This is a genomic window from Streptomyces mayteni (genome assembly GCF_054783955.1).
The window spans coordinates 39739-60459 of record NZ_BAAGPR010000015.1 but is presented as its reverse complement, the minus strand read 5'-3'; the positions used below and the strand labels follow the sequence as shown (position 1 = coordinate 60459).

The window sequence follows — 20721 nt, the reverse complement described above, 5'->3', positions numbered from 1 at the left end:
CGGCTTTGACGCGGGTCGCGAACCGCCTCACGGCCAGAGCAGCCCGCGCCGCCAGCGGCCCCCGCCGTCCACGCGCCGGTATCGCAGCCGGACGTGTCGTCGGCCCGCGTCGCCCTGCCAGAACTCGGCCTCGTCGGCCCACAGCACGTACACCGTGTGCCCGGGCGGCACGGCGTCCGGCTCGGCGGCCAGCCGTCGTTCGGCCTCCTCGGCCGCCCGGGTCCACTCGCCGAGCGAGCCGAGCGGCTCGCTCTGCCGTGCCACGAGTCCGGCCACCCTGGAGCGGGGCGAGCGGGCGTGGAACTCGGCCGCCGAGACGTCGGGCGGTGCCGTCGCGACCCGGCCGCGCAGCCGCACCTGGCGTCCCTGCGCCGGCCAGTAGCACGTCATCGCCGCGACCGGACCGGCCGCCAGCTGGGCGCCCTTCGGGCTCGTGGCGTCGGTCGCGAACACCCAGCCGCCGCCGTCGACATCGACGTTGCGCAGTGCCAGCACCCGCGCGTCCGGGGCGCCTTCGGCGTCGACCGTGGCGAGCGTGACGGCGTGCGGGTCGAGCACCCCGGCCGCGACGGCCTCGGCCAGCCACCGGGCGAACAGCTCCCCGGGTCCCTCCGGGGCCGCGTCCGCGTCGAACGCCGGCAACTCCCGTGCCATCAACGGTGTCCCGGCCAACAGCCGCCCCACCTCGCCCGGGCCCGCCGGCCATGCCATGCCCGTCATCCTTGGCTCCCTTCTCACCGCGCCACATGATGACGCAGGGCGCGCACACTTCGCGCACAGCGCGCCGCCCCCGAAATGGCGGAATCAGGCGCGGTGGTGGGCGCGAATCGGCGGGAACGCTTCCAGGGCGGGGGCATCGACGGGTGGGGAGATGTCATGAACGGTGCAATCAACCCGGACGGTGCGGCGCCCGAGCCGCCGCCGGGCGGCGGCCGGCTGGCCGGGCTCGTCCACGCCTTCCGGCGCCACGTCCTGCGCAACACGTTGATCGCGGCGGCCGGCGTCACCGCCGTCACCACGGCGGTGGCCGTGCTGGTCACCTCGCTGACGGAGCGCGTGGTGGCCGAGGACCCGCCGCCGAGCTGCCCCGGCACGGCCTGCGACGGACGCGATCCGGAGGAGGTCCCGGAATGCGGTGAGGACGTCGGCTCCCACCGGCCGGCCGAGGACAACCCGGCCGTGCTGGAAATCCGCTACAGCCAGGACTGCCAGGCCGTCTGGGGCCGGATCCTGAACGGCGAACCGGGCGACCGCGTCACCGTCCAGGTCCCAGGCGGCCGCGTCCTGGAGGCGGAGATCGCCTGGGGCGCGGATCAGTTCACCAAGATGGCCGGCGTCGACCCCGACCGGTTCCAGGCGGAGGTCTGCGCCGTGCCCGGCCTCTCCCCCGAGCGCCAGGCCGACTGGCCGCGCTACTGCATCGAGGCCAGCGAGGACACGGAGTTCTCGCTCCGCTAGCGGGTCTGTGTCCCGGCCCAACCGGCGAACGCCCCCCAGGCACCGGCGGCGACCCGCACGACGGGCCCGCCCAGGGCCTTGGAATCCCGGAGGCCCACCAGCCCATCGCCGAGGGCCACCTCGACGCACTGGCCGCCGTTGTTGTCGCTGTAGCTGCTCCTGCGCCATGCGGCATCTGGATCGCCTTGAACACGCACTACCGCGTGCCTCCTCTCGCGTCGTGGCTCATCGTTCGTCGGCCACTCGCAGGATAAGGCGCCGTGACTCCACCGGCCCCAGGGCGGCGGCCTGGAGTCGGTCCCACAAGGCAGAGTAGGCGCGCACCGCGTCGGGACGATCAAGGTAGTTCGCGTCCATGTAGTCCTCCAGGTACACGACGTCCGTGCTCGCGTCGTGGTCAAAGCGAAGCACGGTGAAGCCGAAGGTGGCGGTCTCGTAGCTCTCGCTGTCGAAGGGCAGGATCTGGAGTTGGACGTTGGGCCGCTGCGCAACGTTGGCCAGGAACTCTCGCTGCTCTCGCATGACTTGCGGTCCACCGACGTTACGCCGCAGGGCCGACTCGCTCAGGATGAAGTTCACCTGTGGCGCATCGGGCCGGTCAACGATGCCGACCCTTTCCATGCGGACCCTGATCTGACGATCGAGATCGCCGTCCTTGAACTGGGGCGCGGTTACATGCAATGCCCGGACGTAGGCCTCGGTCTGAAGAATCCCGGGCACCAACTCCGCCTGGTACCAGCGAATCTCGGTCGCGTCCTCCTCCAGGTCCAGGTACTGCCGGAACCAGTCGGGGATGACGTTCCGGTACCCGCTCCATCGCCCACGCTGTCGGCCGGAGCGGGCCAAGTCCCGCATCCAGTCGGCCTGCTCACCCGTCACGCCGTAGAAGTCGAGCAGCACGTTGAGATCGGTCAGCTTGATGCCGTTCTGCCCGATCTCCATGCGGCTGACCTTGCTTGAGGCCGCGTCGATGAGGACGGCTGCCTCGTCCTGTGTCTTGCCGGCGCGCTCGCGGGCCCGCTTGAGCGCGATTCCGAGACGCCGTCGCTGGATCGTTGGTGAAGCCACTCCGCACCCCTATGTCAACCGTCACTCACACGACTGAATCCCGCACGGGGAGTGCTCGCACTCTAGCTGAAGGTGACTGGTGACATCTAATGTAGGAGTCCAAATTGGTTCTGCGGAGGATCGCTCAGCCACCAGCCATAGGAGGGCGATCACCCATGTCCCACGGCACTCCACAACCCACCGTCTACTACCGCGACCGCATCCGGCACCTCACCGGGTCCTCGAAGACGCGACCGCCGACCGCGAGATCGCCGTCTTCCGGGCGCATGAACACGGGGCCGCGCAGGAGGAGATCGCCCGCTGGGCGCTCCTCGGCCCCGCTGAGGTCCGCACCATCGTCGACGGCCTGCGCAAGGAGGAGGACGTCGCCGACTGGCCGGACGGCCCCGACTACCTCGCCGTCTGGCCGCACTTCCGCTGAGGAGCGCGGAGCCGACCGGTGCGTCCGGCTGTGACGGGGCGCACCGGATCGGGCCCACCGCTCAGTGGCGGACGCCAGGGCCGTACTCCGCAGGTCACCCGATCGTGGAGATCGACGGGTCGGCTTCGACCGAGGGGCTTGACCCGCCAATGCGACGGTGGGCCCGTTTCCTGGTCGCTTCGTGGGCCTACCGTCGCACTCCGCACTTGCCCGGCCGTGCTCGGACGCCGACAGGCCGCTGTGGCGGAGCTTCTCGACGACCGCGAAGTACGAGGCCAGGGTGTCGTAGCCGGGAGGCGCACGGGCATTGCGGTTGGCGAAGTGTAGTGACCCACCTGTCTCGCGGGGGCGGGGATCGCCGTGGATCCTCTCCGGGCTTCAGGACTTGATCCCGACCGCCGCCCAGGCGGAGATCCTCGCGTCCAGCTCCGTCGACTCGCTGGCCAGCGCCCGCCAGCGGTGCGGCACCGTGATGCCCGGCTCGAGGAGTTCGAGCCCGTCGAAGAACCGCGCGACCTCCTCACGCGTCCTGACCTGGGCCGGGATGCCGCCGCGCCGGTAGATCTCCTCGACCTGCCGCAGGGCCGGCGCGTCGAAGTCGGGCGTGACATGGCTGAGCAGCAGCGCGGAGCCGGCCGGCAGCGTGTCGAGCAGCCGCCGCACGATCGCGTGGGCGCCCTGCTCGTCGGTCACGAAGTGCAGCAGCGCGAGCAGCGACAGCGCGACCGGCTTCGACAGGTCGATGGTCTGCGCGAGTTGGGGCGACGCCAGGATGTCGTCCAGCTCGGTGATCAGGTCGGCGTGGACGTAGGTGGTGCGGCCCTCGGGCGTGCTCCGCATCAACGACTCGGCGTGCGTGAGCACCAGCGGGTCCTTGTCGACGTAGACGATCCGGCACTCGGGCGCGGCCTCCTGCGCCACCTGGTGCAGGTTGGGCTCGGTGGGTATTCCGGTGCCGATGTCCAGGAACTGCCGGATCCCCGCCTCCTCGACGAGGTGCCTGATCGCCCGCTGCATGAACGCCCGGTTGGCCTGCGCCGCGTCCCGCACCCCAGGCCACCACTCGAACACCTTCTCGGCGGCCACCCGGTCGACCTGGTAGTTGTCCTTGCCCCCGAGGTAGTAGTCGTACATCCGCGCCGAATGCGGCACGCTGAACGGGTCGTTGGGGGTGCTCATCTCTCTCCCGGGGGTGGTGCGGAACCTGGGCGCAGGCTATCTCCCGTGACTCATGCCCCATCAGGCGGCGGCCGTCACAGCTGGATGTCGCCCAGGGCCCCGCCCAACTCGTCGGCCTCGAGAACGGAGCCGGCGTCAGGACGCTCGAAGGGCGGCTCCGCCCCGAAGCCGTCGTACTCGACGGCGAGCCTCCCCAGGCCGTAGGCGTCGGACTCCAACTCCATGGTGAGGAGCCGAGGATAGGGCTCGCCCTCGGTGGCGATCAGCGTGGTGCTCGTGACGCTGCCGGTGCCCGTCTCTTCGGTGTCCTCGCGGCGGACGGCGACCACGGGCGTCCCAGCGTGATCGTTCGACTCCTCGATCGTCAGGGCGGTCAACTCGATGCCGTCCATGATCTGGTGGGGCCACAGCAGGTTCTCCACGGACTCCTCGCGGTCGCAGAACGAAGCGAGGTCCGACAGCCTCGGGTCGTCCACCGAGCCGTGGATGAAGTGGTCGGCGAGCGCCTCGACTCCGTCCTCGTCCAGGAGCGCGGCCAACATCCCGGTGGAGAACCGAACCCAGAGGTCATCGCCGTCACGCCGGACCTCGACGCCGCCCTCGAGGCCGTCTTCGGCGGACTCCATCGTGCCGGCGCACCGCTCGTCCCGGCCGAACGCGATGGCCATGGTGCTGGAGAGCCCTGGCCCCTCGTACGAGGCGTAGACGGTGTACGAGGCCGCGCCCCGCAGCGCGGCGTCAGCCCGTCCCAGCAACTCCTCGGCCGCGGGATCCACCGCGCTCGGCGCCTCGGCGTCCGCCGGCCCGCTCGCCTCGGTGGCGGCCCCCTCGGCATCCCAGGGTCCGTCCATGCCCCGGCTGGCGCATCCGCCCAATGCGAGCGCGGCCGTGGCACACAGGGCCACGGCCAGCGCACGGCGTCGCCAACTCTCCATCACTCCCCCACCTTTCGGGAGTGATCATCATCCCATGGGCACATGCCGGGCCGGCTGGGGCCTAGGCGCAGATCAGCTCCCGCACGCCCTGGAACGCCTCGAACTCCGCCCGCTGCTCCACCGGGAGTTGGTAGAAGGCCGCGGTGATCTTCGGGACCGAGGGGATCACGGTGAGGCGGAACTTCTGGCCGTCCGTGGTCGCGACGTGGAAGCGGCCCTGGAGGTCGCGCTTCTTCACGTTGCCGCGGTTGGCGTCGGTGATCCGCACCGGCGAACCGGCGCTGACCGTGCCGCCGTCCTCGTCGACCGGGACGATCACCAACTCCGTGCCGCCCGGCTTGAAGCCCACCGCGTAGTTGTAGACCTTGGTGCTCTGGAACACGATGTAGTTCCGCTGCCGCATGTCCGACGCGTACACCTTGGTGTAGCTCGCTCCGTCCGGAACGGCGGCGTCGAAGGCGGCGTGGATCGCGGCCTTGAGTTCTTCCTTGCTCGCCACGGTGGGCTCCTTGCGATCGTGAAAAAGAGAGAACGCGCGGGGAGCAGGGCGCTTCGGCGGTCCTCGGACACAGGGCGGGAGGCCGTTTCGCCCGGCGAGGACCGCCGCCCCCCGACGCACGTTGACTGTACAGCCATCCAGTACACCGGGACAATGGGATGCGGGCATCATCACGCAGAGTGCCCGGGTCGGAAGCGGGACAATGGAAGCCGAGGGAGATCGAGAGCCGGGTCAGCGGGAATGGGGTAGCGGAGTGTCACCACGATCGGTGGAGACCAACGAGGAGATGCGGGCGCAGTCGCGGGAGCGGATCCTCGGCGCGGCCCTCGAGGTCTTCGCTGAGAAGGGCTACCACGACGCCACCATCTCCGACATCACCGCCCGCGCGGGCGTCTCGCGGGGGCTGATCACCTATTACTTCGCCGGGAAGCAAAGGCTGGTGGACGAGCTACTCGACCGCTACCTGGACGGGGTCGCCGCCGTCCTCGACGTCACCGGCACGCCCGACGAGCGCCTCGCCGGCATCATCGACCGGATCCTGTACGCGGCCGCCACCACCGTCGGCGTGCAGCGGATGGCGCTGAGCCTGGTCGTCGGCCCCGCCACCCACCCGCTCTTCGCCGCCGCCGAGGCGCGCGCCGAGCAGCGGCTGCTGTTCCTGGAGGACGGGCTCCGCGCCCTCTTCGCCGCCCGCGGCGCCGAGGACCCGGCGCTCGAGGAGGTGCTGCTCCGCAGCGTCCTGGAGGGCGTGATCTTCAAGACCGCCGTCTACACCGACCAGTATCCGACCGAGCGCATCCGCGAGCGCCTCTACACCCTGTACGACCTGCCGCGGCCGAAGTCGCCACTGCTGCACGCAGATCCACCCCCAGTCGGCCGCATGCGGGCGAGCCGGCCGACCGGCGAGGCGCGGTCGGGGGAGGCGTCGCCCCGGTCGTGACGACCGGGGCGACGCCGAAACCGACCAGCGTCGCGCGGCGGTCAGCCGCACCAGCCGAATTCCACCTGCGGGCTCTCGGCGATCTGCCCGTCGGGGGAGATTATCTCGCCCCGATAGGAGACGCATTCCCCGCCGGTCGGCGCGGAGATGGCCGCGAAGTGGCCGAAGGAACCCTGGTCGCGGAAGGTGCCCGAGGCTAAACCGATGAGGCGCGCCTCGGTGCTGCTCGCGACCCCGTGCATTGCGCCCTCTGAGGGTCACGACACAGTTTTCCTGGTAGACGTCGCTCCACAGCAGATATGCCGTGCCGAAGCGCGTACCGCCGCTGGTGGTGATGGCGCCCGAGTCCAGCGTGAGGTAGCTTCCGCTGCTCCAGCCGCAGCCGGTGGACGAGGTGGCGGCCTCGTTCAGGGTGTGCGCCGAGGCGGGGGTGACGGTGGCCACCAGGGCGACGGCGGCCAGCGGCAGGGCGACCGCGGCACGCGTGACGGTGCGTCGCATCCGGGATGTCATGGGAGATTCCCCTTTCTGTGTGAGAACTTCTGGGGGCTACCCGAGATCCCGGCGATCCGCACGGCAGCGGAAATTCTCGGCCAGGTGGAGTGGCGTTCTCGACGGCCTTTCGGAAGGTGTCGATCCGGTTGGAGCCGGCATTGCGCGGGGTGAACTCCCGGTAAATCGACGGCCGCTCGCGGGTGATAAGGATGGGGATGGGAGGAGCGGATTCCGGACTCTTTTCCACGGTTGGAGCGGCCGGAGCCCCGGCGTGGTTCCCTCCTCCCGAGTTAGGGTGATGTCGACATCCGAATGTGGCAAGCATCCGAATCTCGGGAGGCGGCGGCGATGGCGGCACGGCACCTGTACGTGGTGAGGCACGGCGCGGCAGACGCGTTCGGGGAGTTGACCGATGTCGGGCGGCGGCAGTCGGAGCTCCTCGGGGAGCGCCTGGCCGCGCTGCCGGTCGATGCCGTCTGGCACTCGCCGCTGCCGCGGGCGGTGCGCTCCGCGCGGATCATCGGGGAGCGCCTGCCGGGCGTTCCGGTGGGCGAGGCGGCCGAGTTGGTTGACCACGTGCCGCTGGTGCCGGCCGATCCGCCGCCGGCGTGGGCCGGGTTCTTCGACGGTTTCGACGCCGCGGAGGCGGCCGAGGGCGCGCGGCTCGCGGCCGCGCTGCTCGACCGGTTCGCGCGCCCCGCCGCCACCGAGACCCACGAGGTGCTGGTCACCCACGCCTACCAGGTGGCCTGGCTGGTGCGGCACGCGCTGGACGCGCCGCCCGCCAGGTGGTTGGGGCTGAGCTGCGGCAACACGGCGCTGACGGCGATCAGTTACCACTCCGACGCGGCGCCGACCCTGCTGCTCTACAACGACATGGGTCATCTGCCGGCCGACCTGCGGTGGACGGGGTTCGGCCCCGGCGTCCGCCCCTGAGCGAGAATCAGCCGCCGCGGAGCGCGGCATGGGCCGCGGCGAGCCGCCCGGCCTCGTCCCGCCCGGCCGCCTCCGCGTCGCCCGACACCCCGCCCGACACCTCGTCCGCCCAGGCGAGCAGGCGACGCAGGTGCGCGTCGGCCGCGCCCGTCGTGACGCGGGCGCGGCCGAGCACGACCTCGCCGCCGGTGCCGTCGATGGTGACGAGCGTGCCCTCGGCGACGGTGCGCCCGCCGAGCCTGGCCGCACCGCCGGCGGCCCCGAGCCCGAGGCCGGCCACGCCGACCACGGCCGGCTTGCCCAACGCCCTTGCCACGACGGCCGCGTGGCTGGCCGGGCCGCCGCGCGCGGTGACGATCCCCGCCGCCGCGGCCAGGCCCCGCATGTCGTGCGGTGACGTCTCGGGCCGCACGAGGACGACCGGCCCGGCGGCGGCCATCCGCACCGCCGCCTCGCTCGTGGTCGCGACCGCGCCGACCGCGACCCCGGGGCAGGCCCCGACGCCCCGCCCCAGGACGTCGGCCTCCGCGGACGCCGCGACGCGGGGCGTGCGGACGGCCCCGAGGTGCCGCGGCGAGATCCGGAGCAGCGCCTCGGCCCTGCTGATCACGCCCTCGTCGGCGAGGTCGGTCGCCAGCCGCACCGCCGCCGCGCCGACGAACCGGCCCGGCCTGGCCTGCAACAGCCACAACTCGCCGCTCTGGAAGGTGAACTCGACGTAGCAGGCGTCCCGGTGGTGTTCCTCGACGCGGCGCAGCGCGTCGAGCAGCCCGGCCCACACGGCCGGCTCCCGGCCGGCGAGTTCGCGCAGCGGCTGGGTGGGGGAGCGGCCGGAGACGACGTCGTCGCCCTGGTGCCCGAACAGGACGTCGCCGTACGGGGCGGGCTCCCCGGTGTTGGGGTCGCGGCTGAACGCGACCCCGGTGCCGCTGCGGTCGTCGCGGTTCCCGAACACCATCGCCTGCACGATCACGGCGGTGCCGAGGTCGTGCGGGATGTCGTGGAGTTCGCGGTAGGTTCGGGCGCGCGGCGCGTCCCAGGAGGCGAGGACGGCCGCCACGGCCAGCCGCAACTGCCCGACCGCGTCGTCGTCGGGAACCGCCGGGCCGGCACCGGCACTGACACCGGCACTGACACCGGCACCGACGCCGACGTCGGCGAGCGCGGCGGCGAAGGTGGACAGGAACGTGCGCCTGGCGTCCCGCGCGAACCGCGCGTCGCCGGTCTCGGCCGTCAGCCCCGCCGTGGCCTCGGGCGTCAGGCCGAGGTTGAGGATCGTGTTCATCATGCCGGGCATCGAGACGCTCGCCCCGGAGCGCACCGAGACGGCCAACGGCTTCCGCGCCGCGCCGAACCCGCGCCCCGTCGCGGCTTCCAACTCGCCCATGGCCGACGCCAGTTCGTCGTCGAGCCCGGCGGGCAGCCGGCCCGTGCGCCGGAACGCCAGGCACGCCTCGGTGGTGACGACGAACCCGGCCGGCACCGGCAGCCCGAGCCGGCGCAGCGTCACGAGGCCGTGCGCCTTGGCGCCGAGCGACGCCACGGGCTCGCCGACCGCCCCAGCGAGCGGGCGGATCCACCTCACCGCGGTATCCCCAGCGTCGCGAGCAGATCCTCGTGGAGCTCCGCCCACACCGTGTGGTACGAGGCGGTGTGGTCGGCCACATACGTCAACTCGCCCGCGGCGGCCCGGTCGAGCGCCTCGCCCAACCGGGCACGGTAGCGGGCGAATCGGGGCAGCGCGGCGGCCAACTCGGCGCAGACGGCGGCGACCCGGCGGTCCAGGTCGGCGAACCGGCCGAGCACCCGGGCGTCGTACGCCGCGTCGCCGTGGTCGTTGACCGCCAACACGCCGTCGACGGAGCGCAGTTGCCAGGCCGTGCAGAGGTCGAGCAGCTCCGGGTTGAGGACGAGGAAGCGCTCGTAGGCGGCGGTCACCGCCGCCCGGGCGCCGGCTCGCGTCAACGCGTCGGCGGTCCGCTCGGCGTCCGCGACGCGGCCGGCCTCCGTCAGCCCCCAGGCGCCGAACGGGCCCGCCTGGTAGGTGACGAGACCCGCGACGGCGAGGTCGATCAGCGCGGACTCGGCGTCCGAGGCGCCGAGGCCCGTGGTGGCGGCCACCCGGGCGACGCCGGCGTGGCCGCCGCAGCGCAGGGCGTGGAGCACCGCCGACTCGCCGTCGATCACCGGTGGTTCGGCCCGCGTCATGCCGTGGCCTCCCGTGACCTGGCGCCGTCCGCGCTGCTGATTGTGGTGGCGTATCCGGCGCTCCGCCCGCTCGCCCTGGCGACGATCGCGCCGCCCCTGATCCGTACGGCGGCCTCCGTCTCGTCGTCGACGCCGGTCAGCCCGACGGCCGTGGCCACCCGCGCCTCGTCGTCCACGACCAGCCGCAGCCGCCGCCACGCCTCGGGTGGGAAGACGCGGCGCAGGCAGCCGGCCAGGTCGCTGATCCTGAGCCGCACGAGGCCGCCGGTCTCGGCCGGTGCGTCGGTGACCACGACCACCGTGACCTGCTCGCCTGGCGCGGCCGCGCGGACGGCCTCCTCGGTGGCGGCCAGCCGGCCGGCGCCCAGCACCGTCACCAGGCCGTCGACCCCGAGGTCGACCTCGCCCCCGACGATCCGGTCCACCAGACCCGACGGCGGATCCCAGCCGTCCAGGCACGGTTCGGCCGGCGCGACATACGGCAGGTGCGGCGGTGCCCAGACGTCGCCGAGGTCCAGGCCGGCCAGGTGCTCGCAGGCGCGGGTCCGGTCGAAGGGGTCGCCGAAGCCCGGCGCCAGCTCGGCAAGCAGCCCCGAGCCGCCCAGCAGGGTCAGCACCAGCTCGGCGAGCCGCACCCGCCGCGGCGCGGCGCCCGGCTCGACGTCCTCCAAGCCCATCGCCAGCAACAGCGCCTCGAGCCTGGCGATCCCCGTCAGCACCGCCCGGCTCGGCCCGTCGTCGACGACGCCCACCAGCGAGCGCAGTTGCAGCCGGCCGCCCGCCGCCGAGTCGTCGACCAGCGGCAGCCGCTCCAGCCACGCCCTGGCGAACCGGCCGAGCGCGTCGGGCGGCGAGTCGGGGCGGGCGGCCGGCTCGCTCGGGTGGGCGCGCTCGACCATCTCGACCAGCACCGCCAGATACAGCGCGCGCTTGCCGGGGAAGTTCGAGTACACCGCGCCCCTGGTCAACTCCGCCCGCTCGGCGATCCGGTCGACCTTCGCCGGGCCGTAGCCGTACTCGATGAACTCCCGCCGCGCCGCGGCCAACACCGCGGCGCGCGTGCGCGCCTGCTGCTGCACCCGCGTCAGTCGAGCCATCACCGTTCCCTCCCGCTCGTTCCATCCGTTCCCGCCAGGACCGGGATTTAGGATACTCTCAAAATCCGGATGACGTCGTCATCTGAAACGGAGTGCATCCATCGGGAGGGAGAACCCGGACGCATGGACGACTACGCGTTCCGTACCGAAGGGCTGGTCAAGAGGTTCGGCGCGACCACGGCGCTCGCCGGCGTCGACCTCCACGCACGCGCCGGCACCGTGCTCGGCGTGCTGGGGCCGAACGGCGCCGGCAAGACCACGGCCATCCGCGTCCTGGCGACGCTGACCAGGCCCGACGCCGGCACCGCACGGGTCGGCGGCCACGACGTCGTCCGGGACGCCGCGCGGGTGCGCCGGCTGATCGGGCTGACCGGCCAGTACGCCACGCTGGACGAGGAGTTGACGGGCCTGGGCAACCTGGTGCTGCTCGGCAGACTGCTCGACCTGCGCAAACCCGACGCCGTCCGCCGCGCGACGGAACTGCTCGACCGGTTCGGCCTCGCCGACGCCGCGCGCCGGCCGGTGGCCGGCTACTCGGGCGGGATGCGCCGCCGGCTCGACCTCGCGGCCAGCCTCGTCGGCCGGCCCCGCGTCGTCTTCCTCGACGAGCCGTCCGTCGGCCTCGACCCCGGGCGGCGCGAGGAGCTGTGGCGGATCATCCGCGAGCTGACGGCGGACGGGGCGAGCGTGCTGCTGACCACGCAGTACCTGGAGGAGGCCGACGCGCTCGCCGACGAGATCGCGGTGATCGACGACGGGCGCGTCATCGCCCACGGCACCCCGCCGGACCTCAAGCAGATCGTCGGCGGCCAGGCGATCGCCGCCCGCCTCAGGGACCAGGACCGGGCCGACGAGGTGGCCCGGGTGCTCGCCGAGGTCTGCGGCCACCCGGTCGAACGCACCGGCCGGCACGGACTCGTGGTGCCCGTCGACGGCGACCTGACCGTCTTCGAGGTGGCCCGCCGCCTCGACGAACGGGGGATCGCGCTGGCCGAGTTCGCCCTGCGCCTGCCCAGCCTCGACGAGGTCTTCTTCGCCCTGACCGGCGCCCCACGCGACACACCGGAGCCTGCCGAGCCCCAGCCCCAGCCCCAGCCCCGGTCCCCGAGGAGCCGAGCATGACCCCCGCCCCAAGCCCCGCCCCCGCCCTGCCGCCGCTGCTCCGGCACAGCCTCGTCCTCGCCGGCCGCGGCCTCACCAAGTCGGCCCGCAACCCCGGCGCGCTCGTCAACGGGGTCGTCACCCCGACGCTCTTCCTGCTCCTCTTCGTCTACCTCTTCGGCGGCTCCGTCACCGGCTCGACCGACGCCTACCTGGACTACCTCTTCCCCGGCATCGTCGTCATGGGCGCGGGCCTCTCCGGCCTGCTCTCCAGCGGGCTGAGCATCAACATCGACATGCGGAAGGGCGTCTTCGACCGCTTCCGCAGCCTGCCGATCGCCCGGTCCGCGCCGCTGCTCGGCTCGGTTTTGGCCGACCTGGTCCGCTATGTCGTCGCCGTCGCCCTCGCGCTCGCCTTCGGCTTCTGCCTCAGCTGGGTCACGGTGCTCCTCGGCGTCCTCGTCAGGGACGAGAACGCGGTGATGGGCTTCGCGTTCCTCGCCGTCATCCCGCTGATGCTCGGCACCAGCCTCGCGGCCCCCGTCGACACCCTCCCCGGCTGGCTCGCGAGCTGGGCGAACGCCAACCCCGTCAGCCACGCCATGGACGCCGCCCGCGCCCTGCTCACCGGCACCCCGGCCGGCGACTCCGTCGCCTGGACCCTCGGCTGGTCGGCCGCCATCCTCGCCGTCTTCTGCCCGCTCGCCGTCGCCGCCTACGGCCGCGAACGCTGAGGCCCAGGCGCCGCTCCCGCGACCGCCCCGGTGACGAATCCGGCCAGCGCGCGGACCGGCGCCGGGACGTGGCCGCGGCGCGCCACCAGGCCGAGCACCGAGTCGGGCAACCCGGTCACCGGCACGAAGACGACGTCCGCGCGGACGTGGTACTCCGCCATGGGCCGGCACAGCAGCATCGCGCCCTGCCGCGCGGCCACCAGGCTCAACCCCTCCTACAGGGTGCGGGCCCGCGGCCCTGGCCGCGCCGTGGGGGCCTGGGCGCGCCGCCAGTATTCGGGCGCCGGCTCGGCGGGGGCGACGAGCGCCGCGTCGGCCAGGTCGTCCGCCGTCACCGAGGCCCGGTCGGCGAGGGGATGGCGCACCGGGACGGCGAGCAGCTGCCGCTGCCCGGGAAAGCCGGCCAGCAGCTCGAGATCCGGCTCCGCCACGGGCAGCAGCACCACCGCCGCGTCCACCTCGGCGCGGCGCACCGCCCCGAAGGGATCGGCCAGCGGGATCTCGGTCAACTCGACCCTGGCGTCCTGGCCGGCCGCCTCCAAGGCCGCGATGGCGCGCAGCAGCGGGGCCTCCGCCGTGCCCTGGAAGCCGATCCGCACGGCGCCGGCCAGGCCGTTGGCCGCCGCCCTGGCGGACTCGACCGTGCCGTGCAACGCCTCGTAGGCGGGGCGCAGTTCGGCGAGGAAACGCTCGCCGAACGGGGTCAGCGCCACCCGCCGGCTGCTGCGTTCGACGAGCCGGGCGCCGATCCGCCGCTCCAGGGCGCGCAGCAGCTGGCTGACCCGGCTCTGCGAGACGTAGAGACGCTCCCCGGCGCGGCCGAAGTGCAGTTCCTCGGCGAGCATCAGGAAACACTCCAGCTCACGGATCTCCAACCCGCGCACGACGCCCCTCTTCTCCCGCACCGATCGATGAGCCACGCTCATGCAGCGATGAGACCTTCGGCGTTGTTCCCGGCCCCTGCGGTGCCGAGCCTTGAGGGCATGTGCGACTCCTCCACTCGGGCCCGTCCCGGTCGTCGCGGCGGCCACCTTCGCCGTCGTCACCTCGGAGATGCTGCCCGTGGGGCTGCTCACCCCGATCGCCTCGGGACTCGGCGTCTCGGACGGGACGGCCGGTCTCGCCGTCACCCTGCCGGGGCTCGTCGCGGCCGTCGCGGCGCCCCTGCTGCCGCCCGCGGTGCGGCGGACGGACCGCAGGACGGTGCTGGTGGCGTTGCTCGTGCTGCTCGCGGCGGCGAACGCGCTCGCCGCGCTGGCCCCCGGGCTGCCGGTGCTGCTGGCCGCGCGGGTCCTGGTGGGGGTGTGCATCGGCGGCGTGTGGGCGGTCGCCGCGAGCCTGGCCGTGAACCTGGTGGCGCCCGACCGGGTGGGACGCGCGACGGCGGTGATCTTCAGCGGCATCGCGGTGGCCTCGGTCCTGGGGGTGCCCGCCGGCACGATGCTGGGCGAACTCGTCGGCTGGCGCGCCTCGTTCGCCGCCACCGCCGTGCTCGCGCTGGCGGTGGCCGGCCTGCTGCGCCTGGCCCTGCCGCCGCTCCCCACCGTGGCGCCGATCCCGCTGCGCGCCCTCGTCCGACTGCCGCGCACCCCCGCGGTGCGCACCGGGCTGCTGGTCGTCCTGCTGCTGGTCACCGGCCACTTCGCCGCGTACACCTATGTACGTCCGGTGCTGGAGCGGGCGGACGGGCTGGCGGCCGCGGCGATCGGCGCGCTGCTGCTGGCCTACGGGGTCGCCGGCGTCCTCGGCAACTTCCTCGCCGGCACGGCGGCGGCCCGCGATCCGCGGCGGACGCTGCGGGCGATCTCCGCGGCGCTCGCGGCGACGGTCCTGCTGCTCGCGACGACCGGCGGCGGCGTGGTGGCCTCCGCGGCACTGGCGGTGGCGTGGGGGCTGGCGTACGGCGGAGTGTCGGTCACCATGCAGAACTGGCTGATGGCGGCCGCCGCCGACGCGCGCGAGGCCGTCTCGTCGCTCTTCGCCGGCGTCTTCAACCTGGCCATCGGCGCGGGCGCCCTGCTCGGCGGCCGTGCGGTCGAACTGTCGGGACCCGCCGGCCCACTCTGGCTCGGCGGCACCCTCGTCGCCGCCGCACTCCTGGTGACGGCCATCCCCTAGGTCCTGTCCTGTCGCCCGCGCCGCCTATGTCGGGCCGAAGGACGCGGCGAGCGCCCGCTCGATCAGCTCGGGCAGCGGCGTCCGCCCGCCCTCCTCGGCCCAGCGGGTCAGCGCGGTGTGCAGCGCGGCCAGGCAGGCGCTGGTCGCCGCGTGCGCGCGGAACGCGGCGTCGGGGTCGGCCGGGTCGACCCCGAGGGCGTCGACGACGGCCTGTTGCAGCGCGTACTGGCTGTCCAGGTGCCTGGCCCGCAACGCCGGCGTCGCGACCATCAGCCTGAGGCAGTCCAACAGGAACCGCTCCCCCTCCCCGTCGGTCAACGCCGTTCCCGCCTCGACGAGCGCGCCCCCGACGCGCCGCACCACGGGTTCCGTGGCGGCGGACGCGGCGACCCGCTCGGCGACGAGCCGCGCCGGCTGCTCGACGAGGACGAGGTCCTCCTTGGTGGGGAAATGCCGGTACACGGTCATCGCCGAGACCCCGGCGGCCGCGGCGACGTCGGCCACCGTCACCTCGTCGTAGCCGCGGTCGGTGAACAGCCGCACCGCGCGCGCCTGGATCATCCGCCGGGTCTCGGACCGCTGCCGCTCCCGCAGGCTCGGTCGCCGCTCACTCATGTGATAGACACTACCGCAATGTTAGTGACTCACATGAACTGGAGCGGACAGCATGAGCACACTGACCGACAGGACGGCACTGGTGACGGGCGCGTCCCGCGGCATCGGAGCGGCGATCGCGACCCGGCTGGCGGCCGAAGGGGCCACGGTCATCGCGCACTTCAACGGCGACGAGCGCGGGGCGGCGGCGACGGTCGACCGGATAGCCGGCGCGGGCGGCACCGCCCGCGCGGTCCGGGCCGAACTCGGGGTGGACGGCGACGTGGAGACCCTCTTCGCCGGCGTCGAGGCCGCCCTGGCCGGCCGCCCGCTTGACATCCTCGTCAACAACGCGGCGGCCCCACCGGCCGGCCCGCTCGGCACCACGACCCGGGCCGAGTTCGACCACCTCTTCGCGGTCAACGTGTGCGCGCCCTACTTCACCGTCCAGCACGCGCTGCCCCTCATCCCCGACGGCGGCCGGATCGTCACGATCTCCTCGGTGGCCACCCGGATGGCCAACCCCGCCCAGACCTCCTTCGCCATGACGAAGGCCGCGGTCGAGACGATGAGCAGAACCCTGGCCAACCAACTCGGCCCCCGCGGCATCACCGTCAACGCCGTCGCCCCCGGCGCCACCAGAACCCCGACCAACGGCGCCGTCTTCGACGTGCCAGGACTCGTCGACCAGATCACCGCCCTGACCGCCCTCGACCGCCTCGGCGGCCCCGACGACATCGCCGACGTCGTCGCCTTCCTCGCCTCCGACGCCGCCCGCTGGATCACCGGCCAGACCATCGACGCCACCGGCGGCCTCTTCCTCGGCCCCCGCGGCTGAGCGAGCCCATGACCCTCGTGAGACATCGATGTCTCATGAGGTATACCCTTGTCTCATGGCTGTTGATCGTGATCTCGTGCTGCGCACCGCCGCGGCGCTGCTGTCCCGCAAGGCCACGGCGACCATGGACGAGGTCGCCCAGGCCGCGGGGATCAGTCGGGCGACGCTGCACCGCCACTTCGCCGGGCGTGACGCCCTCGTGCGCGCCCTGGAGGCACTCGCCATCGCCGAGTGCGAGGCCGCCCTGGACGCGGCGCGGCTCGACGAGGGGCCGGCCGCCGAAGCGGTGCGCCGCCTGGTCGGCGGAATCGAGCCCTCCGCCGGCCTGCTCGCCTTCCTCTACACCGAGAACCAGCTCTTCGAGGGCACCGGGCAGCACGAGGGCTGGGACAGGATGGACGCCCGGTTGAACGCGCTGTTCCGGCGCGGCCAGGAGGGCGGCGAGTTCCGCATCGACCTCAGCGCCGTCTGGCTCACCGAGGCGCTCTACGGCCTGTTCGCCTCCGCGGCCTGGGCGGTGAGCGACGGTCGGGTGGCCCGCAACGACTTCACCCACCTGATCGTCGAGCTGCTGCTCGGCGGCGCGTCTCGGAGAGAGGCGTCATGACCAGCACCATCAGGCCGACCGCCGACACCACGGGGGCGGTCAACCGCCCCGGCCGCTGGGTGGCGCTCGCCGTCCTCGTCCTCGCCGTGCTGCTGGTCGCCGTCGACGCGACCGTCCTCGGTCTCGCCACCCCGTACCTCAGCGAGGACCTGAGCCCGTCGAGCACCCAACTGCTGTGGATCGGCGACGTCTACTCCTTCGTGATCGCCGGACTGCTCATCTCCATGGGCAGCCTCGGCGACCGCGTCGGCCGCAAGCGCGTCCTGCTCCTGGGCGCCACGGCGTTCGGCGCGATATCCGTGGTCAACGCCTACGCGTCGACGCCCGAGCTGATGATCCTGGCCCGCGCCCTGCTCGGCGTGGCCGGCGCCACCCTGATGCCCGCCACCCTCGCCCTGATCCGCAACCTCTTCCACGACCCGCGCGAACGCAGCGTCGCCATCGGCATCTGGGGCGCCGCCGCCTCCGCCGGCATGGCGATCGGCCCGATCGTGGGCGGTTTCCTGCTCGAGCACTTCTGGTGGGGCTCGGTCTTCCTGATCAACCTGCCCGTGATGGCCGTCCTCGTCCTCCTCGGCGTCAAGCTGCTGCCGGAGTCCCGCAACCCGAACCCCGGCCCGTGGGACCTCGTCAGCGTCGTCCTCTCGCTGGTCGGCATGGTCGGCACGGTGTACGCGATCAAGGAGACCGCCGCGCACGGCCTCGCCTTCGGCTCGATCGCCGCGGGTCTTGTGGGGGCCGCCGCCCTCTACGCGTTCGTCCGGCGGCAGCGGATCCTGCCGACCCCGCTGCTCGACACCCGGCTCTTCCGCAGCCGCGGCTTCAGCGGCGCGGTCCTGGCCGACCTGATGACCATCCTGGGCCTGGCCGGCCTGATCTTCTTCCTCTCCCAGTACCTGCAACTGGTCCAGGACAGAGGGCCGCTCGAGGCCGGCATCGCGGAACTGCCCGCCGCCGTCGGCGCGGTGACCGCCGGCCTGCTCGCCGGGCGCGCGGCCCGGCGGTTCTCGGTCCGTGCCACCGTCTCCGGCGGGCTGGCCGCGGTCGGCGTGGCGCTCGCCGCGCTCACCGTCATCGACCAGTCCACCGGCTATCCGCTGCTCGGCACCGCGCTGCTGGTCGTCGGTCTCGGCTCGGGACTCTCCTTCACCGTCACCGCCGACGTCATCCTCTCCAGCGTCCCCAAGGAGCGGGCGGGCGCGGCGTCCGCGGTCTCCGAGACGGCGTACGAGCTCGGCACCGCCCTCGGCATCGCGCTGCTCGGCTCCCTGGTGACCGGCGTCTACCGGAACTTCACCGGCCCGGCCGGCGCCCCCGACGCGGCCCACGAGTCGTTGGGCGGAGCCGTGGAGGCCGCCTCCCACCTGCCTCCCGACACGGCGGCCGAGCTGCTGGCCGCCGCCCGCCAGTCCTTCGTCGACGGCCTGGGGCTCGCCGCCGGCGCCGGCGCCGCGGTACTGCTGGCCACCGCCGTCGCGGCCTGGTTCCTGCTGCGCGGCCAGCGGCTGGACGACGAGCCCGTCGCACACTGAAGCGCCGGAGTCCTTTCCGCTCGCGCGGGGGCTCCAGCGCTCAGTCGTGGGCGAGCGGTCGGCGTTCCCCCTCCGCGTCGCCGCTCGCCGCGCCGGTCAGGATCGTGCCCGCGACGACGTCGAAGAGATGGCAGGCGCGTGGCGCGAGCGAAGGTTGGTCGCCGAGCCAGGCGAGCGCCGCCACCAGCGCGAACACGTCGGTGCCATCGATGTCGGTCCGCGCCGTGCCCGCGGCCTGGGCGCGGGCGAGGAGCCGCGCGCCGGCCGCGCGCAGGGTGACGCACGAGGCGTGGAGCGCCGAGTCCGGATCGTCGATGGCGGCTGCCATGAGCACGGTCACGCCCCGGTACGCGGTCGTCCACGCGGTGCACTCGCGCAGCCACGAGACGAGGGCGTCCTCCGGTGAGCTCGACCTCTCCAGCTCGCCCGCCTTCGCCGTCAGCTCGTCGAAGCTCGTACGGAGCAGGGCTTCGAGCAGCGCCTCGCGCGTCGGGAAGTGCCGCAGGAGCGTCGCGAGCCCGACCCCGGCCCGGCGCGCGATGTCGCGCAGGGACACGTCGACGCCCTGCTCGGCGAGGGCCGTGTCCGCTACCGCGAGCAGGTGGTCGCGGTTCTTCCTCGCGTCGGCTCGCATCGGCCCCTCTTGACGATCCGGATCAGTGGTCCATATATTCGGATCAGCGGTCCGGATATATGGACCGCCGATCCGGATAAGCGTATCCCGCGCCGCTGGCAGGAGAGAACGATGCCGACACACACCATGAGGGCGGTCCGACTCCACGAGCACGGAGGCCCCGAGGTCCTGCGTGCGGACGAGGTGCCGATCCCCGAACCGGGGCCGGGCGAGGTGCTCGTCCGCGTGCACGCGGTCGGCGTCAATCCGCCGGACTGGTACCTGCGCCGCGGGCTGACCAGGGTGCCAGGCTCGGAGGTGACGGTCCGGCTGCCGGTGATCCCGGGGACGGACGTGTCGGGCGTCGTCGAGGCCGTCGCCGCGGACGTGCGCGATCTCGCCGTGGGGGACGAGGTCTTCGGCCTGCTGCGGTTCCCCGGTTTCGACGGCGGCGCGTACGCCGAGTACGTGGCCGCGCCCGCGTCGGACCTCGCCCGCAAGCCGGCCGGCGTCGATCACGTGCACGCCGCCGGGGCGCCGATGGCCGGGCTCACCGCCTGGCAGTTCCTGATCGAGCTCGGACACGACCACCCCTCACCCTTCCAGGAGGCACCGCACCGCCCGCCGGCCCTCGACGCCGACACGACGGTCCTCGTCAACGGCGCCGCAGGCGGTGTGGGGCACTTCGCACTCCAACTGGCGAAGTGGCAGGGCGCACAGGTCGTCGCGGTGGCCTCCGGCGCGCACGAATCGTTCCTGCGCGGGCTCGGCGCCGACCGGTTCATCGACTACACCAGGAGCCGCCCCGAGGACCTGGTGCGCGACGTCGACGTCGTCCTCGACACCGTCGGCGGCCCCGACAGCCGTCGCCTCCTGCGCACGCTCAGGCGCGGCGGTTCCCAGCTCCCCGTGTTTCCCGGGGACTTCGACGCGGCGGAGACCGCGAGGCTGGGCGTCACGGTCTCGATCACCCAGGTCCGTTCGAACGGCGCGCAACTCGCCGAACTGGGACGGCTGATCGACGCGGGCACGGTCCGGGTCGCGATCGACAGCACGTTCGCGCTCGCGCAGGCCCGCGCGGCACACGAACGCGCCGCCCGCGGTCATATCCAGGGCAAGATCGTCCTCACGGTCGCTTAGGGCCTTGAAGGACGAACTGCCTCGAACAAACCCCGGAAACGCCGAAATCCCGCCCGATCAACCGATCGGGCGGGATCTCGTCTGTCCGTTCCACCTGGTATTGGGAACGGCCCTTGCCGGTGGACCTGAGGGGATTTGAACCCCTGACCCCCTCGTTGCGAACGAGATGCGCTACCAGGCTGCGCTACAGGCCCTTGCGACTCCGAAA

Annotated in this window: 23 protein-coding genes, 1 tRNA gene and 1 pseudogene; 11 read left to right on the top strand and 14 right to left on the bottom strand. The window is 73.2% G+C overall.

What is annotated here, in order from left to right:
- Positions 1 to 27: 27 nt before the first annotated feature.
- Positions 28 to 711, bottom strand: coding sequence for a pyridoxine/pyridoxamine 5'-phosphate oxidase (locus ACYVPE_RS10015; protein WP_461033110.1), 684 nt, complete (start codon positions 709 to 711; stop codon positions 28 to 30).
- Between the two features lie 165 nt (positions 712 to 876).
- On the opposite strand from ACYVPE_RS10015, the gene ACYVPE_RS10010 reads away from it, so the two are divergent.
- A complete protein-coding gene (locus ACYVPE_RS10010; RefSeq protein WP_461033109.1) occupies positions 877 to 1458 on the top strand; it encodes a DUF2690 domain-containing protein in 582 nt (193 codons plus the stop codon).
- Here the strand turns inward: ACYVPE_RS10010 and ACYVPE_RS10005 are convergent.
- The gene (locus tag ACYVPE_RS10005) at positions 1455 to 1655 is read right to left on the bottom strand and encodes a DUF397 domain-containing protein (protein WP_461033108.1); all 201 of its coding nucleotides are present in this window, start codon (positions 1653 to 1655) and stop codon (positions 1455 to 1457) included. The genes ACYVPE_RS10010 and ACYVPE_RS10005 overlap by 4 nt on opposite strands.
- Positions 1656 to 1683: 28 nt before the next feature.
- A complete protein-coding gene (locus ACYVPE_RS10000) occupies positions 1684 to 2526 on the bottom strand; it encodes a helix-turn-helix domain-containing protein (RefSeq protein WP_461033107.1) in 843 nt (280 codons plus the stop codon).
- A gap of 79 nt (positions 2527 to 2605) precedes the next feature.
- Here ACYVPE_RS10000 and ACYVPE_RS09995 point away from each other — a divergent pair, with 79 nt between their 5' ends.
- Positions 2606 to 2947: a hypothetical protein gene (locus tag ACYVPE_RS09995; RefSeq protein ID WP_461033106.1), complete on the top strand. Its 342-nt coding sequence runs from the start codon at positions 2606 to 2608 to the stop codon at positions 2945 to 2947.
- Between the two features lie 378 nt (positions 2948 to 3325).
- On the opposite strand, the gene ACYVPE_RS09990 is transcribed toward ACYVPE_RS09995, so the two are convergent.
- The 3 genes from ACYVPE_RS09990 to ACYVPE_RS09980 form a co-directional block, all read right to left on the bottom strand.
- Positions 3326 to 4126: an SAM-dependent methyltransferase gene (locus ACYVPE_RS09990; RefSeq protein ID WP_461033105.1), complete on the bottom strand. Its 801-nt coding sequence runs from the start codon at positions 4124 to 4126 to the stop codon at positions 3326 to 3328.
- A gap of 74 nt (positions 4127 to 4200) precedes the next feature.
- Positions 4201 to 4977 carry a hypothetical protein gene (locus ACYVPE_RS09985; protein ID WP_461033104.1) on the bottom strand — a complete coding sequence of 259 codons (777 nt, stop codon included), beginning with the start codon at positions 4975 to 4977 and terminating at the stop codon, positions 4201 to 4203.
- A 145-nt stretch (positions 4978 to 5122) separates the two neighbouring features.
- The gene (locus tag ACYVPE_RS09980; protein ID WP_461033103.1) at positions 5123 to 5560 is read right to left on the bottom strand and encodes a hypothetical protein; all 438 of its coding nucleotides are present in this window, start codon (positions 5558 to 5560) and stop codon (positions 5123 to 5125) included.
- 253 nt (positions 5561 to 5813) lie between these two features.
- Here ACYVPE_RS09980 and ACYVPE_RS09975 point away from each other — a divergent pair, with 253 nt between their 5' ends.
- Complete coding sequence (locus ACYVPE_RS09975) at positions 5814 to 6500, top strand: TetR/AcrR family transcriptional regulator (RefSeq protein ID WP_461033102.1); 687 nt, start codon at positions 5814 to 5816, stop codon at positions 6498 to 6500.
- Between the two features lie 41 nt (positions 6501 to 6541).
- Here ACYVPE_RS09975 and ACYVPE_RS09970 read toward each other — a convergent pair whose 3' ends face one another.
- Complete coding sequence (locus tag ACYVPE_RS09970; RefSeq protein ID WP_461033101.1) at positions 6542 to 6742, bottom strand: hypothetical protein; 201 nt, start codon at positions 6740 to 6742, stop codon at positions 6542 to 6544.
- Between the two features lie 601 nt (positions 6743 to 7343).
- Between ACYVPE_RS09970 and ACYVPE_RS09965 the strand changes: the two genes are divergently transcribed.
- Entirely contained in the window at positions 7344 to 7931 is a 588-nt protein-coding gene (locus ACYVPE_RS09965) for a histidine phosphatase family protein (RefSeq protein WP_461033100.1), read from the top strand.
- A gap of 7 nt (positions 7932 to 7938) precedes the next feature.
- Here ACYVPE_RS09965 and ACYVPE_RS09960 read toward each other — a convergent pair whose 3' ends face one another.
- Genes ACYVPE_RS09960 through ACYVPE_RS09950 form a run of 3 tightly spaced genes read right to left on the bottom strand, consistent with a single transcriptional unit; the run spans position 7939 to position 11236 of the window.
- Positions 7939 to 9516, bottom strand: coding sequence for a pyruvate, phosphate dikinase (locus tag ACYVPE_RS09960; RefSeq protein ID WP_461033099.1), 1578 nt, complete (start codon positions 9514 to 9516; stop codon positions 7939 to 7941).
- Positions 9513 to 10139 carry a transcriptional regulator gene (locus tag ACYVPE_RS09955; RefSeq protein ID WP_461033098.1) on the bottom strand — a complete coding sequence of 209 codons (627 nt, stop codon included), beginning with the start codon at positions 10137 to 10139 and terminating at the stop codon, positions 9513 to 9515. The genes ACYVPE_RS09960 and ACYVPE_RS09955 overlap by 4 nt, the downstream gene beginning before the upstream one ends.
- Positions 10136 to 11236 (bottom strand): TetR/AcrR family transcriptional regulator, encoded by a 1101-nt coding sequence (locus ACYVPE_RS09950; protein WP_461033097.1) that lies wholly within the window; start codon positions 11234 to 11236, stop codon positions 10136 to 10138. The genes ACYVPE_RS09955 and ACYVPE_RS09950 overlap by 4 nt, the downstream gene beginning before the upstream one ends.
- Before the next feature lie 123 nt (positions 11237 to 11359).
- On the opposite strand from ACYVPE_RS09950, the gene ACYVPE_RS09945 reads away from it, so the two are divergent.
- Positions 11360 to 12358, top strand: coding sequence for an ATP-binding cassette domain-containing protein (locus tag ACYVPE_RS09945; protein WP_461033096.1), 999 nt, complete (start codon positions 11360 to 11362; stop codon positions 12356 to 12358).
- Positions 12355 to 13071 carry an ABC transporter permease gene (locus tag ACYVPE_RS09940; protein ID WP_461033095.1) on the top strand — a complete coding sequence of 239 codons (717 nt, stop codon included), beginning with the start codon at positions 12355 to 12357 and terminating at the stop codon, positions 13069 to 13071. The genes ACYVPE_RS09945 and ACYVPE_RS09940 overlap by 4 nt, the downstream gene beginning before the upstream one ends.
- On the opposite strand, the pseudogene ACYVPE_RS09935 reads toward ACYVPE_RS09940, so the two are convergent.
- A pseudogene (locus tag ACYVPE_RS09935) lies at positions 13053 to 13997 on the bottom strand (LysR family transcriptional regulator). The gene ACYVPE_RS09940 and the pseudogene ACYVPE_RS09935 sit on opposite strands and share 19 nt — an antisense overlap.
- 49 nt (positions 13998 to 14046) lie before the next feature.
- On the opposite strand from ACYVPE_RS09935, the gene ACYVPE_RS09930 reads away from it, so the two are divergent.
- The gene (locus ACYVPE_RS09930; protein WP_461033094.1) at positions 14047 to 15189 is read left to right on the top strand and encodes an MFS transporter; all 1143 of its coding nucleotides are present in this window, start codon (positions 14047 to 14049) and stop codon (positions 15187 to 15189) included.
- A 24-nt stretch (positions 15190 to 15213) separates the two neighbouring features.
- Here ACYVPE_RS09930 and ACYVPE_RS09925 read toward each other — a convergent pair whose 3' ends face one another.
- Positions 15214 to 15804 (bottom strand): TetR/AcrR family transcriptional regulator, encoded by a 591-nt coding sequence (locus ACYVPE_RS09925; protein ID WP_461033093.1) that lies wholly within the window; start codon positions 15802 to 15804, stop codon positions 15214 to 15216.
- A gap of 52 nt (positions 15805 to 15856) precedes the next feature.
- On the opposite strand from ACYVPE_RS09925, the gene ACYVPE_RS09920 reads away from it, so the two are divergent.
- The 3 genes from ACYVPE_RS09920 to ACYVPE_RS09910 are packed head-to-tail and all read left to right on the top strand — an operon-like array spanning position 15857 to position 18760.
- Positions 15857 to 16621 carry an SDR family NAD(P)-dependent oxidoreductase gene (locus ACYVPE_RS09920; RefSeq protein WP_461033092.1) on the top strand — a complete coding sequence of 255 codons (765 nt, stop codon included), beginning with the start codon at positions 15857 to 15859 and terminating at the stop codon, positions 16619 to 16621.
- Between the two features lie 55 nt (positions 16622 to 16676).
- Positions 16677 to 17228 (top strand): TetR/AcrR family transcriptional regulator, encoded by a 552-nt coding sequence (locus ACYVPE_RS09915; RefSeq protein WP_461033091.1) that lies wholly within the window; start codon positions 16677 to 16679, stop codon positions 17226 to 17228.
- Complete coding sequence (locus ACYVPE_RS09910) at positions 17225 to 18760, top strand: MFS transporter (RefSeq protein WP_461033090.1); 1536 nt, start codon at positions 17225 to 17227, stop codon at positions 18758 to 18760. Before ACYVPE_RS09915 ends, ACYVPE_RS09910 begins: the two co-directional genes overlap by 4 nt.
- 40 nt (positions 18761 to 18800) lie before the next feature.
- Here the strand turns inward: ACYVPE_RS09910 and ACYVPE_RS09905 are convergent, their stop codons facing one another.
- Positions 18801 to 19394, bottom strand: coding sequence for a TetR/AcrR family transcriptional regulator (locus tag ACYVPE_RS09905; protein WP_461033089.1), 594 nt, complete (start codon positions 19392 to 19394; stop codon positions 18801 to 18803).
- Positions 19395 to 19505: 111 nt separating this feature from the next.
- Between ACYVPE_RS09905 and ACYVPE_RS09900 the strand changes: the two genes are divergently transcribed.
- The gene (locus tag ACYVPE_RS09900; RefSeq protein WP_461033088.1) at positions 19506 to 20513 is read left to right on the top strand and encodes an NADP-dependent oxidoreductase; all 1008 of its coding nucleotides are present in this window, start codon (positions 19506 to 19508) and stop codon (positions 20511 to 20513) included.
- Positions 20514 to 20633: 120 nt separating this feature from the next.
- Here the strand turns inward: ACYVPE_RS09900 and ACYVPE_RS09895 are convergent.
- Positions 20634 to 20707: transfer RNA gene (locus ACYVPE_RS09895), tRNA-Ala, on the bottom strand.
- Positions 20708 to 20721: the final 14 nt, after the last annotated feature.